The organism is Nocardioides sp. J54, assembly GCF_000519005.1.
In the GTDB taxonomy this organism is placed as follows: domain Bacteria; phylum Actinomycetota; class Actinomycetes; order Propionibacteriales; family Nocardioidaceae; genus Nocardioides.
The window spans coordinates 1-12,560 of record NZ_JAER01000022.1 but is presented as its reverse complement, the minus strand read 5'-3'; the positions used below and the strand labels follow the sequence as shown (position 1 = coordinate 12,560).

Sequence of the window (12,560 nt, the reverse complement as noted above, 5' to 3'; positions counted from 1 at the left end):
GTGGACGAGCAGGTGCGGGTGCGGGTGGATCGCGACAGCGTCGCGGCCGGGGACGACGTCGTGTCGCACGCACGGGTCGTCGACCTGCCGGCCGGGCAGCCGCTGGGCGTCGTGCTGGCGGCCGTCCGCCCCGAGGTCCGGGCGCCGGGCTGGTCGTGGGTGGTCCGCGTCGACGGCGAGGTGGCCGGGGTGTGGTCGACCGACCACGGTGTGCGGCTGCTGGTCCCCGACCGCCCGGTCGGGCCCGGGGAGCTGGACGTCCACTTCTCCTACTTCCTGCAGGTCGACCCGAGCTGGCTGTTCGACCGGCTCGCCGCGGGGGCCCGGGCCCGGCGGCGCGACCTCGTCGAGGAGTACACACCGATCGCCGCCGCGCGCCACGAGGAGGAGCTGCGGCGCCGCGAGCGCGAGCTCCCGGAGCGGCTGCTCGGGCCGGAGTGCGTCGCTGCGCTGGCGGCGTTCGGCGCCGTCGTCGACCTGCACGCCGACCGGGCGTGCTGGTTCGAGTGCGGTGGGGAGCGGTGGCGGGTGGTCCGCGCCGACACGATGGCCCAGGTCTTCGCGCCCGGACGTGCCGGGGCCACCTTGTCCGCGCGTCCGGTGAAGGTCGTGGAGGGATGGCTGGTCGCCGCCCTCGGCGCCCGGGGCCGGGTCGGGCAGGGGCTGGCGCCGTACCCCGAGCACGAGCCGGTCCCACTTCCGGGCCTGGCGCTGCAGGCAGGTCGCTGGGTGATGACCGGCGCGGTGACCGTCCAGGTCCAGGACGGGTGGGCGGTCGAGGCGCTGCGCTTCGCCCACGGTCGCACCGTGCCGGACATCCGAGCGGCCCTCGTCGTTCCCGGGGCCTGACGGCCCGGCGTCCGGTGACCGCGCGGGGAGGGCAGTGCGTCGCCCTCGCCCGCCCGGTCGGACGGCGCCCCCGGCAGGAGTCGAACCCGCAACCTGAGAGGTAGAAGCTCCCTGCTCTATCCAGTTGAGCTACGGAGGCCTGCGGGCGAGCCTAGCGCCCGCGCCGCGCGCCGGACGAGCCGGAACAAACCCCGAGGGGGTATGTGTTGGCCGATCATGGACCCTCGCAACGCCATCGCTGTCAGCGCGACCCTGCACTGCCTGACCGGTTGTGCGATCGGTGAGGTCGCCGGCCTGATGATCGGGACGGCGCTCGGCCTGTCCACCGGCCAGACCATCGCGCTCGCGGTCGGCCTCGCCTTCGCCTTCGGCTACCTGCTCTCGTCGCTGCCGCTCGTCGGTGCCGGCATGTCCCCGGGCCGCGCGCTGCGCCTGGTGCTCGCCGCTGACACGATCTCCATCGTCGTCATGGAGGTCGTCGACAACGCGGTCATGGCGGCCGTCCCGGGCGCGATGGACTCCGGCCTGGTCGACCCCGTCTTCTGGCTGGCGATGATCGTCGCGCTCGCCGCCGCGTTCGTCGCCGCGTTCCCGGTCAACCGCTTCCTCATCGACCGCGGCCGCGGGCACGCCCTGCACCACGCCCACCACGACCAGCACGACCAGCACGACCAGCACGACCGGCACGACCAGGCCCACGGATCGGAGCACCGATGAGCACCACCACCCTCGCCGCCGGCGTCGCCGGCTTCCTGCTCGGCGGCCTCGTCGTCTCCACCGCCGCCAGCCTGGAGGACGACGACGGGCCGGCCCACGGCCTGGACCGGCCTGCTGTCGTCACCGTCCGGTAGGCGCGAGCACGCACACGGCTCGACCGCGGGTCACTCCGGCTTGTGCGCGATCGCCGCGGCGACCGCGTGGTGCACCTCGGGGTGGAACACCGACGGCATGATGAAGCTCGCGTTGAGCTCGTCGTCGTGGACCACGTGCGCGATCGCGTCGGCCGCGCGCAGGCACATGTCCACGGTGACCTCGTGGGCGCGGGCGTCGAGCAGGCCGCGGAAGACGCCGGGGAACGCCAGCACGTTGTTGATCTGGTTCGGGAAGTCCGAGCGGCCCGAGGCGACCACGGCGGCGTACCTCGCCGCCTGCGCCGGGTCGACCTCCGGGTCCGGGTTGGCCAGGGCGAAGACCACCGGGTCCTCGGCCATCGTCTCGATCCACTCCGGCTTGAGGATGCCGGGCGCGCTGACGCCGATGAAGACGTCGGCCCCCACGAGCACCTCCTGCAGGCCGCCGCTGCGGGACTCCCTGTTGGTCAGGGAGGCCAGCTCCTCGTGCGCGACCGACAGGTCGGCGTCGCCCGCGACGAGGGCGCCGGTGCGGTCGACGACGACCACGTCGCGCACGCCCGCGGCGAGCAGCAGCTTCACGATCGCGGTGCCGGCGGCACCGGCGCCCGAGACGACCACACGCGCCTCGCCGAGCTCCTTCTTCACCACGCGCAGCGCGTTGGTGAGCGCGGCGAGCACCACGATCGCCGTACCGTGCTGGTCGTCGTGGAAGACCGGGATGTCGAGCCGCTCGCGCAGCCGGGCCTCGATCTCGAAGCAGCGCGGCGCTGCGATGTCCTCGAGGTTGATGCCGCCGAAGCCGGGGGCGATCAGCTCGACCGCGCGCACGATCTCGTCGGTGTCCTGGGTGTCGAGGCAGATCGGCCAGGCGTCGATCTCGCCGAACCTCTTGAACAGCGCCGCCTTGCCCTCCATCACCGGCAGGGCTGCGCCGGGCCCGATGTTGCCCAGGCCGAGGACCGCGCTGCCGTCGGTGACGACGGCGACGGCGTTGCCCTTGATGGTCAGCCGGCGCACGTCCTCCGGGTTCTCGGCGATCGCCATCGACACCCGGCCCACGCCGGGGGTGTAGGCCAGCGACATGTCGTCGCGCGTCTTCAGCGGCACCTTCGAGCCGACCTCGATCTTGCCGCCGAGGTGGATGAGGAAGGTCCGGTCGGAGACCTTGTGCACCTCCACGCCGTCGACGCCGGCGACCGCCTCCTGCAGCTCCGCCGCGTGCTCGGCGTCGGCCGCCGAGCAGGTGACGTCGACGGTCAGCCGGTTGCTGCTGGACTCCGCCACGTCGATGGCGGTGACCATCCCGCCAGCGGCAGCGATCGCCGTGGCGACCTCTCCGACGACCCCGTGGTCGACGGAGGTGCGCAGGCGCATGGTGATGGAGTACGACGAGGCAGTGGCAGTTTTCCGAGGCACGGACCCAGTCAACGCCCGACCGGGGGTTACTCGGAAGTCGCCGGGGTGTCTGATGGCGCGAGCGTGTCGCCTGTCGAGGGCTGCGCGCAGGCACTCGCAAGCTCGGCCCGCACTTGCCCTCGACGCGCCTTCGGCGCGGGCGCCACGCTGCCGCGCCGCGGTTGCCTTGCGTAGGTCCAGCCCCCGCCCGGCGGCAAGCCGACCGCAGGTGGTGGGAGCGCGAACTCCCGGTGGTTGAGGTGCGAGGCCGCCCGCGGCCGAGCCTCGAAACCTCCGGGCCTGCCCGCCGGGCGGTGGTGGGCACGGTCCGGCGGACCGAGGGGCCGGCTACCCGCGCAGGCGGGCCATCCACTCCTCGACGTCGTCGGAGGTGCGGGGGAGGGCCGAGGACAGGTTGTGCACGCCGTCGGCGGTGACCACCACGTCGTCCTCGATCCGGATGCCGATGCCGCGCAGCTCCTCGGGGACCAGCAGGTCGTCGGCCTGGAAGTAGAGGCCGGGCTCGACGGTGAGCACCATGCCCTCGGCGAGGGTGGCGTCGCGGTAGGCCTTGGGGGCGGCGTGGCCGCAGTCGTGCACGTCCATGCCGAGCATGTGGCTCACGCCGTGCAGGGTCCAGCGGGCGTAGACCTTCGAGTCGGGGGCGAGCGCCTCCTCGGCCGACACCGGAAGCAGGCCGAGGTCGGCCAGGCCGTGCGCCAGCACGACCATCGCCGCGTCGTGGCCGGCGAGGAACTTCACCCCGGGGCGCAGCGCCGCGATCGCGGCCTCCTGGGCCTGGAGCACGAGCGAGTAGAGGTCGCGCTGCAGCGACGTGAACCGGCCGTCGACCGGCAGGGTGCGGGTGACGTCGGCGGTGTAGAGGTTCGCACCCTCGACGCCCATGTCGCACAGCACCATCTGACCGGGCACGACCGGGCCCGAGTTCTCGATCCAGTGCAGGGTCGTGGCGTGCGGGCCGTTGGCGACGATCGAGTCGTAGCCGAGGTCGTTGCCCATCGTCCGCGCGCGGCGGAAGAAGGTGCCCTCGAGCCAGCGCTCGCCGTGCTCGATGACGCGGTCCCACTCGCGCACGCAGTCCTCGAAGCCGAGGGTGGTCGCGTCGACCGCGGCCTGCAGCTCGCCGACCTCCCACTCGTCCTTGATCAGCCGCAGCTCGGAGAGCACCCGGGCCAGCTCGGCGTCGCGGCCGTCGTCGGGCGTGACGAGGCCGTCGACCACGGGGGAGACGCCGCGGTGCACGCGGGTCTTGGTGCCGCTGCCGAGCGCGTCCGGGAGCTCGTCGACGTGGCGGACCTCGATGCCGAGGGCAGCCGACAGCTCGTCGGCCGACGGGCGCTTGCCGGCCCACAGCGCGCCGTACTGCCGGTCGCGGAAGAACTCGTCGCTCTCGCGGCCCGCGCGCGGACGCGCGTAGAGGGCGGAGGAGCCGTCGGGCTCGACGACCAGGACGGCGTCGGAGGTCTGGTTGCCGCACAGCCAGGTGTGGGCGGTGTCGGGGCGGAAGCGGTAGTCGGTGTCGTACGCGCGGACCTTGTAGCCGCCCGCGGGCAGCACCAGCCGCTCACCCGGGAAGGCCTCGGCCAGGCGGCGCCGACGGTCGACGGCGAGGTCGGCGAGCGGGTGGCGCTCGACCTCGGTCGGCCGGTCGTCCCAGCCGGTGCGCATGAAGGTCGCGTAGGCCTCGGGGACGGCCGGGTCGTGCTGCTCGGTCCTGAGCTGCTCCTCGGCCGCGGACGTCGTGCTGTCGGGGGTGTCCTCTGTCACCTTCCTCACTGTACGCCGCGGGGGACGATCCACGATCAGGGGTTGACGGATGCCTCCCGATAGGCTTCAGCCCATGACAATGGGCCCCCGCAACAGTGTTGCCTTCACGGTCGTCGTGACCGTGGCGGTCGCTGTCGGGGCCCTGCTCACCCTGCTGGTGCTCGCGCTGTCCGGCGCGCCGGGCACGACGCTGCTCGCCACGGCCCTCGCCGCGGTGCCGGTCGGACCCGTGCTCGCGGCGTACCTCTGGCTCGACCGCTACGAGCCCGAGCCGCGGAGCCTGCTCGCCGCCGGCCTCGCCTGGGGCGCGTTCGTGGCGACCATGGCCGCCCTGCTCGTCCAGGGTGTCGGCGGCCTCGTCGTGGGCATCACCGAGACCGCGTCCCTCGCGCTCGCCGCGCCGGTGGTCGAGGAGGCCAGCAAGGGGCTGTTCCTCCTCCTGCTCCTGTGGTGGCGCCGGGCGGAGGTGGACGGGATCCTCGACGGCATCGTCTACGCCGGCATGGTCGGCATCGGCTTCGCCTTCACCGAGAACATCCTCTACCTCGCGGCGGCGTGGAACGGCACCGACGGCCTCGGCCCCGGCGGCTTCGAGGCGGTCACCGGCACGTTCGTGCTGCGCTGCCTGTTCAGCCCGTTCGCACACCCGCTCTTCACCGCGTTCATCGGTGTCGGCATCGGCGTCGCCGTGGCCTCCCGCAGCCGGACGGTGCGCTGGAGCGCCCCGGTCGCCGGCTACCTCGCCGCCGTCCTCGCGCACGGGCTGTGGAACGGCTCGGCGGTGCACGGCTTCGGCGGCTTCGTCGTCGTGTACGCCGTCATCATGCTCCCGGCCTTCGTCGGCATGGTCGCCCTCGCGTGGTGGGCCCGCGAGACCGAGGCCCACGTGCTGCGGATGGCGCTGACCGACGCCGCCGACCGCGGACTGCTCCCGGCCACCGACATCGGCTGGGTCGTGAACCTCCGCGGACGCCGCGAGGCCCGCCGCCACGCCCGGGCCGCCGGCGGGCCGGAGGCGGAGCGCGCGATGCGCGACTACCAGCAGGCAGCCATCGAGCTCGGCTTCCTGCACCACCGCCTGCTGCGTGGCACGGCACCACGGGACTGGCAGGCTCGTGGACAGGACTTCCTCGGTCGCATCCAGGCGGCCCGGCCCCGGATCGCGTTCCCCGGACAGGTGGTACCCCAGCGATGACTCACCAGGCCCCCCGCGGCGGCGACCTCCCCGGTGCCGGCCTCGACGGCCGCATGCTCACCGAGGTGGTGCGGCTGCACGGCGCCCTCAAGGCGGCCCCGCTGCCGCTCGACCTGCCCGGCGTGAGCGCCCTGCGAATCGGCCGCGACCACGTGATCGAGCAGCTCGAGGACTACGTCATCCCGCGGCTGACCGAGATCGAGGCGCCGATGCTCGTCGTGGTCGGCGGGTCGACCGGCGCCGGCAAGTCGACGCTGGTCAACACCCTCGTGGGCCACAAGGTGACCACCCCCGGCCTGCTGCGCCCCACGACGCGGTCGCCGGTCCTGGTCCATCACCCCGAGGACGTCCGCTGGTTCGGCGCCGACCGGCTGCTGCCGGAGCTGGCCCGGGTCAGCGAGCCGACCGCCGACCAGTTCGCGATCCAGCTGGTGCCGAGCACCTCCGTGCCCCGTGGGCTGGCGATCCTCGACGCCCCCGACGTCGACTCGGTCGACGAGCGCAACCGCGAGCTCGCCGGCCAGCTGCTCGCCGCCGCCGACCTGTGGCTGTTCGTCACCTCGGCTGCCCGCTACTCCGACCAGGTGCCGTGGGACCACCTCAAGCTCGCCGTCGACCGCAACACCGCCGTCGCCCTCGTCCTCAGCCGCACCCCGGCCGACGACGTCGCGACCGTGTCCGTCCACCTCGCCCGGATGATGGCTGCCCGCGGCCTGAAGGACAGCCCGCTGTTCGCCGTGGCGCAGGGTGAGGTCAGCGACGAGGGACTCCTGCCCACGTCGTACGCCGTCGAGATCCGTGGCTGGCTGGAGGCCCTCGCCTCCGACGTCGCCGCGCGCCGCGACGTGGTCAACCAGACCGTCGCCGGTGCCGTGCGCACGGTGACCCGCAAGGCGTTCCCGATCGCCGACGCCGTCCAGCTGCAGGTCACTGCAGTCAGCGACCTGCTCGCGGCCGCCGACAAGGTCTACGACGGCGCGCAGACCGGCCTGCTCGCCGCGGCGGCCGACGGCACGCTGCTGCGCGGCGACCTGCTCGCGCGCTGGCAGGAGTTCGTCGGCAGCGGCGAGCTCGTGCGCTCCCTCGAGGCGAAGGTCGGCTTCGTCCGCGAGCGCCTCGTGAACGCCATCAAGGGCAAGCCGCAGCAGGCCGAGCGGGTCGCGGTCGCGATCGAGATGGCCGTCGAGGCCCTCGTCGTCGACCACGCCGAGCGCGCCGCCGAGGAGGCGGCCGAGCAGTGGCACGCCGAGGAGTACGGCGCTGCGCTGCTCGCCTCGACCCAGGACGACCTGACCCGCGCCGGCCGCGCGCTGCGCAACCGCGCGACCCAGGAGGTCCGCGGCTGGCTCGACGAGCTCCAGGAGCTGGTGCGCCACGAGGCCGGCGACGCCCGGCACAGTGCCCGCTTCCTCGCCCTCGGCGTGCGCGGGCTGGGGGTCACCCTGGCCGTCGTGGCGCTCGCCGGCGAGGGGGCCAGCGGACCGGGCGCGGAGTCGGTGCGGCAGGGCCGTGCCCTGCTCGACACCACGCTCGGCGCCGGGATCACCGACCGCCTCGTGGAGCAGGCCCGGGGCACGCTCGCGCGCCGGCTCGCGACCCTGATGGGTGCCGAGCGGGCCCGCTACCTCGCGCCGGCGGCGCAGTGGGAGCTCAAGCCCGACGCCGCCGACCAGCTGCGCCAGGCAGCGCGGCGGGTGGACGACCTGCGGTTCGCAGCCGCCAAGAAGGGAACGGGTGGACACCTGTGACGAACGGTCTCGACACGGACACGACGCTGGGCGACCTCGCGACGCGGGGCACGCCCGTCGGTGAGCGGCTGCAGGGCCTCGGCGACGCCGTGGTGGCCGCGCGCGGCCACGTCCCCGACGAGCTGCTCGACGAGGTCGCCTCCGCCGCCGACCGGGCGACCGGCCGCCTGCGGCTGTCCGCCCGGCACACGGTGGTCGCGATCGCCGGCGCCACCGGCTCCGGCAAGTCGTCGACCTACAACGCGCTGACCGGCCTCGAGCTGTCCTCCGTCGGCGTCCGCCGCCCCACCACCTCCTGGGCGACCGCGGTCGTGTGGGGGAGCGAGGGCGCCGACGAGCTCCTCGACTGGATCGGCATCCCGCCGCGCCACCAGACGATGCGCGACTCCATGCTCGACACCCGGCACACCGACAGCGCCCTCGACGGCGTCGTGCTGCTCGACCTGCCCGACCACGACTCGACCGAGGTCTCCCACCACCTCGAGGTCGACCGGCTGGTGGCCGTCGCCGACCTGATGGTCTGGATCCTCGACCCCCAGAAGTACGCCGACGCGGCGGTCCACGACCGCTACTTCAAGAAGCTGACCTCCCACCAGGGGGTGATGCTCGTCGCGCTCAACCACATCGACACCGTCCCGGTCGAGCGCCGCCAGGCCATGGTCGACGACGTGCGCCGCCTCCTCGCCGAGGACGGTCTGCCCGACGTGCAGGTGCTCGCGATCTCCGCCAAGCAGGGCATCGGCATGGACGAGCTCCGCGCCGAGATCCGGCGCCGCGTCCAGGACAAGCGCAGCACCACCGCCCGCGTCGAGGCCGACATCGCCGCCGCGGCCGCCCGGCTCGAGGCCGCCGCCGGCGACACCCCCGCCCGCGAGCTCCCGGCGAAGCGCTACGACGAGCTCGAGGACTCCGTCGCCGACGCCGCGGGTGTCTCCGCGGTCGTCGACAGCATCGAGCGCACCGTGGGCGAGCGTGCCCGCCGCGCCGTCGCCTGGCCGCCCTTCCTGCTGCTCGGCCGCAAGGCCGACGGCGACCAGCCGCGCCACGAGCCCGAGGTGGCGCCCGTCGACCGGTCCAGCGTCGACACCGCCGTGCGTGGCGTCGCCGACGAGGCCAGCGAGGGCGTCGGCGCCGGCTGGGCGCCCCACGTGCGCAAGGCCGCCACCGGCCGCCTCGCCGAGGTCAGCGACCGCCTCGACCGCGAGCTCGGCCGGGTCGACCTCCCGACGCGCCTCCCGTTCTGGCTGGTCCTGGTCCGCGTCCTGCACGGGCTGCTGCTCCTCGCCGCCGTCGGCGGGCTCGGCTGGTGGGCCTACGCCGCCATCAGCGGTGAGAGCGCCGACCTGACCGAGGTCGCCGGCCTCCCGCTCCCCGCGGTCATCGGCATCGGGGGGCTCGTGCTCGGCCTGCTGCTCGCCGTCGTCGGCCGCGCCGTGGTCGGCGGGCTGGCCCGCCGGCGTGCCGAGGACGCCGACGAGGAGCTGCGCTCGGTGGTTCACCAGGTCGTCCACGAGGACGTCGTCGCCCCGCTCGCGGAGGAGCTCTCGGCCTACGCCACCTTCCGCCGCGGGATCAGCGCCGCCCGCGCCTGACCCGGTCCCGGGAGCCCCACCCGGAACACGCACGTCCCGCTGCCGTCCACAGCCCGCTGACCGGCCCCGCGGCGTCCACAGGGAGCGGGCGCTGGGGTCGTGGTCGTCGTACCGGCGGGGTGGAGTGGCTCCGACCGGCCGCACGGGGCGGCCGGCGCGAGAGGCAGGAGCTCCCCATGGCCAACGAGACGATCGTGACGGTGCAGGGCTGGGTCGCCAACGTGCCGATGGTGCGCGAGGTCGGCGGCGTCCCGGTGATCAACTTCCGGGTCGGCTGCACGCCGCGGCACTACCAGCGGCAGAGCGACACCTGGGTCGACGGACCCACGCAGTGGTACGGCGTGAGCGCCTGGCGCCGCCTCGCCACCCACGCCGGCGCGTCCCTCAAGCAGGGTGACGCCGTGGTCGTCCAGGGTCGGCTCAACCACCGCACCTACGTCAACAAGAACGGCGTCGAGGTGCTCGCGATGGAGATCGACGCGACCGTCGTCGGCCACGACCTCACCCGTGGCACGTCGACCTTCACCAAGGCCGGCGGCGGCACCGGCGCGGCCGGAGACCCCGGAATGGGAGATGCCACGGCGGCTGCGTAGCCTTGGGGCGTGGCTGAATACGTCCTCTCCCTGCGCAACGTTCGCAAGGCCCACGGCGACAAGGTCGTCCTCGACAACGTGACGCTGTCGTTCCTCCACGGCGCCAAGATCGGCGTCGTCGGCCCGAACGGCATGGGCAAGTCGTCGCTGCTCAAGCTGATGGCCGGGCTCGACCAGCCCAACAACGGCGACATCGTCCGCGACCCCGACGCGACGGTCGGCATGCTCCAGCAGGAGCCGCCGCTCACCGAGGGCAAGACCGTCCTCGAGAACGTCGAGGAGGCCGTCGCCGGCATCAAGGCGAAGATGAAGCGCCTCGAGGACGCCTACATGGAGATGGGCGACCCCGACGCCGACCAGGACGCCCTCATGGCCGAGACCGGCGAGCTGCAGACCGAGCTCGACAACCTCAACGCCTGGGACCTCGACAGCCGCCTCGAGCAGGCGATGGACGCGCTGCGCTGCCCGCCGTCGGACCTGCTCGTCGACAACCTCTCCGGTGGTGAGCGCCGCCGCGTCGCGCTGTGCAAGCTGCTGCTCCAGCAGCCCGACCTGCTGCTCCTCGACGAGCCCACCAACCACCTCGACGCCGAGTCGGTGCAGTGGCTCGAGGGCCACCTCAAGAGCTACCCCGGCGCCGTCCTCGCGGTCACCCACGACCGGTACTTCCTCGACAACGTCGCCGAGTGGATCGCCGAGGTCGACCGCGGCTCGATCCACGGCTACGAGGGCAACTACTCGACGTACCTCGAGACCAAGAAGGAGCGCCTCAAGGTCGAGGGCGCCAAGGACGCCAAGCGCGCCAAGATGCTCGAGAAGGAGCTGGAGTGGGTCCGTTCCAACGCCAAGGCGCGGCAGACCAAGTCCAAGGCCCGCCTCCAGCGCTACGAGGAGCTCGCGGCCGAGGCCGACAAGGCCCGCAAGATCGACGCGGCCGACATCAACATCCCGCCGGGCCCGCGCCTGGGTGACGTCGTCCTCGAGGCCGAGCACCTCACCAAGGCGTTCGACGGCCGCACCCTGTGGAACGACATCACCTTCACCCTCCCGCGTGCCGGCATCGTCGGCGTCGTCGGCCCCAACGGTGTCGGCAAGACGACCCTCTTCCGGATGATCACCGGCGGCGAGCAGCCCGACTCCGGCAAGCTCACCGTCGGCCAGACCGTGAAGATCTCCTACGTCGACCAGAGCCGCGGCGGCATCGACCCCAACAAGAACGTCTGGGAGGTCGTTTCCGACGGCCTGGACTTCATCAAGGTCGCCAACTTCGAGATGAACAGCCGCGCCTACGTCGCGTCGTTCGGCTTCAAGGGCCCCGACCAGCAGAAGAAGGCCGGCGTCCTCTCCGGCGGTGAGCGCAACCGCCTCAACCTCGCGCTCACCCTCAAGCAGGGCGGCAACCTGCTGCTCCTCGACGAGCCCACCAACGACCTCGACGTCGAGACCCTGTCCTCCCTCGAGGACGCCCTGCTCGACTTCCCGGGCTGTGCCGTGGTCACCTCGCACGACCGGTGGTTCCTCGACCGCATCGCCACCCACATCCTCGCGTGGGAGGGCACCGAGGAGAACGAGGGCGCCTGGTTCTGGTTCGAGGGCAACTTCGCCTCCTACGAGGAGAACAAGATCGAGCGCCTCGGTGTCGACGCCGCCCGCCCCCACCGCGTCACCCACCGCCGCCTGACCCGCGACTGATCACGGCGCGAGCGCCACGCTCGTGCTTGATTGCGCGAGCGTGTCGCCTGTCGAGGGCCGCGCGCAGGCACTCGCTGCGCTCGGCCCGCACTTGCCCTCGACGCGCCTTCGGTGCGGGCGCCACGCTGTCTGATGGCGCGAGCGTGTCGCCTGTCGAGGGCTGCGCGCGGGCACTCGCAAGCTCGGCCCGCACTTGCCCTCGACGCGCCTTCGGCGCGGGCGCCACGCTGCCGCGCCGCGGTTGCCTCCGGTAGGTGGTGGGGTCCGCTTGGCGGCCAGACTTGGGTTCGCTTCGCCTGAATCCCGGTGGTTGAGGTGCGACGAGCGCTAGCGAGGAGCCTCGAAACCTCCGGGCCTTGATGGCGGGCCGTGGCGGGCACAGTCCGGTGCACCGGGGCCGGCGGTTTCGAGGCTCAACCACCGGCGGCGGGGTCCCCGCTCGGAGCCTCCGCGAGGGGGCCGGCGGGAGGCGCCGAAGACGCCCGGCGGCCCCTACGAGACCGACCCCAGCACCGACACCCCACGAGACCCGGGTCAGACCGCCGGGTGCCTGGGGTGCCGGACGACGGTCCCTCGCGGAGGCGAATCGGGGTGCCGTCGGCGTCGGTGCGTGATCCCCGCTTGCGCAGGGGAGTTGTGACGCCGGCGGTGGGGTCCCCGCTCGGAGCCTTCGCGAGGGGGCCGGCGGGAGGCGCCGCAGGCGCCCGGCGGCCCCTACGAGACCGACCCCAGCACCGACACCCCACGAGACCCGGTCAGGCCGTCGGGTGTCTGGGGTGCCGGACGACGGTCCCTCGTGGAGGCGAATCGGGGTGCCGTCGGCGTCTGTGTGTGATTCCGGCTTGCGCGGGGGA

The 12,560-nt window shown here is 73.4% G+C and carries 10 protein-coding genes and 1 tRNA gene; 8 read left to right on the top strand and 3 right to left on the bottom strand.

Annotated elements, in window-relative coordinates:
- The gene (locus tag NOCJ54_RS0114250) at positions 1 to 849 is read left to right on the top strand and encodes a hypothetical protein (protein ID WP_028656029.1); all 849 of its coding nucleotides are present in this window, start codon (positions 1 to 3) and stop codon (positions 847 to 849) included.
- A 65-nt stretch (positions 850 to 914) separates the two neighbouring features.
- On the opposite strand, the gene NOCJ54_RS0114245 is transcribed toward NOCJ54_RS0114250, so the two are convergent.
- A tRNA-Arg gene (locus NOCJ54_RS0114245) sits at positions 915 to 988 on the bottom strand.
- A gap of 77 nt (positions 989 to 1,065) precedes the next feature.
- On the opposite strand from NOCJ54_RS0114245, the gene NOCJ54_RS0114240 reads away from it, so the two are divergent.
- Together NOCJ54_RS0114240 and NOCJ54_RS29505 are read left to right on the top strand one after the other, a co-directional pair.
- Positions 1,066 to 1,566, top strand: a complete 501-nt coding sequence (locus NOCJ54_RS0114240) for a DUF4396 domain-containing protein (RefSeq protein ID WP_198020229.1) — start codon at positions 1,066 to 1,068, stop codon at positions 1,564 to 1,566.
- The gene (locus NOCJ54_RS29505) at positions 1,563 to 1,700 is read left to right on the top strand and encodes a hypothetical protein (RefSeq protein WP_157514910.1); all 138 of its coding nucleotides are present in this window, start codon (positions 1,563 to 1,565) and stop codon (positions 1,698 to 1,700) included. Before NOCJ54_RS0114240 ends, NOCJ54_RS29505 begins: the two co-directional genes overlap by 4 nt.
- 30 nt (positions 1,701 to 1,730) lie before the next feature.
- Here NOCJ54_RS29505 and NOCJ54_RS0114230 read toward each other — a convergent pair whose 3' ends face one another.
- Both NOCJ54_RS0114230 and NOCJ54_RS0114225 read right to left on the bottom strand, forming a co-directional pair.
- Complete coding sequence (locus tag NOCJ54_RS0114230) at positions 1,731 to 3,077, bottom strand: NAD-dependent malic enzyme (RefSeq protein ID WP_051485866.1); 1,347 nt, start codon at positions 3,075 to 3,077, stop codon at positions 1,731 to 1,733.
- A 369-nt stretch (positions 3,078 to 3,446) separates the two neighbouring features.
- Positions 3,447 to 4,886 carry an aminopeptidase P family protein gene (locus NOCJ54_RS0114225; RefSeq protein WP_028656026.1) on the bottom strand — a complete coding sequence of 480 codons (1,440 nt, stop codon included), beginning with the start codon at positions 4,884 to 4,886 and terminating at the stop codon, positions 3,447 to 3,449.
- A gap of 73 nt (positions 4,887 to 4,959) precedes the next feature.
- Here NOCJ54_RS0114225 and NOCJ54_RS0114220 point away from each other — a divergent pair, with 73 nt between their 5' ends.
- The 5 genes from NOCJ54_RS0114220 (at position 4,960) to ettA (ending at position 11,706) form a co-directional block, all read left to right on the top strand.
- The gene (locus tag NOCJ54_RS0114220) at positions 4,960 to 6,081 is read left to right on the top strand and encodes a PrsW family intramembrane metalloprotease (RefSeq protein ID WP_145725147.1); all 1,122 of its coding nucleotides are present in this window, start codon (positions 4,960 to 4,962) and stop codon (positions 6,079 to 6,081) included.
- A complete protein-coding gene (locus NOCJ54_RS25915) occupies positions 6,078 to 7,829 on the top strand; it encodes an ABC transporter (RefSeq protein WP_232221793.1) in 1,752 nt (583 codons plus the stop codon). The genes NOCJ54_RS0114220 and NOCJ54_RS25915 overlap by 4 nt, the downstream gene beginning before the upstream one ends.
- The gene (locus NOCJ54_RS0114210) at positions 7,826 to 9,421 is read left to right on the top strand and encodes a GTPase (protein ID WP_051485865.1); all 1,596 of its coding nucleotides are present in this window, start codon (positions 7,826 to 7,828) and stop codon (positions 9,419 to 9,421) included. The genes NOCJ54_RS25915 and NOCJ54_RS0114210 overlap by 4 nt, the downstream gene beginning before the upstream one ends.
- 176 nt (positions 9,422 to 9,597) lie before the next feature.
- Positions 9,598 to 10,014: a single-stranded DNA-binding protein gene (locus NOCJ54_RS25910; RefSeq protein ID WP_051485864.1), complete on the top strand. Its 417-nt coding sequence runs from the start codon at positions 9,598 to 9,600 to the stop codon at positions 10,012 to 10,014.
- Positions 10,015 to 10,023: 9 nt separating this feature from the next.
- Entirely contained in the window at positions 10,024 to 11,706 is a 1,683-nt protein-coding gene (ettA, locus tag NOCJ54_RS0114200) for an energy-dependent translational throttle protein EttA (RefSeq protein WP_028656023.1), read from the top strand.
- Positions 11,707 to 12,560: the final 854 nt, after the last annotated feature.

Coding starts and splice junctions, on each gene's coding strand:
- NOCJ54_RS29505 (WP_157514910.1), top strand. CDS start 1,563: ATGAGCACCACCACCCTCGCCGCCGGCGTCGCCGGCTTCCTGCTCGGC.
- NOCJ54_RS25915 (WP_232221793.1), top strand. CDS start 6,078: ATGACTCACCAGGCCCCCCGCGGCGGCGACCTCCCCGGTGCCGGCCTC.
- NOCJ54_RS0114220 (WP_145725147.1), top strand. CDS start 4,960: ATGACAATGGGCCCCCGCAACAGTGTTGCCTTCACGGTCGTCGTGACC.
- NOCJ54_RS0114230 (WP_051485866.1), bottom strand. CDS start 3,077: ATGCGCCTGCGCACCTCCGTCGACCACGGGGTCGTCGGAGAGGTCGCC.
- NOCJ54_RS0114240 (WP_198020229.1), top strand. CDS start 1,066: ATGGACCCTCGCAACGCCATCGCTGTCAGCGCGACCCTGCACTGCCTG.
- NOCJ54_RS25910 (WP_051485864.1), top strand. CDS start 9,598: ATGGCCAACGAGACGATCGTGACGGTGCAGGGCTGGGTCGCCAACGTG.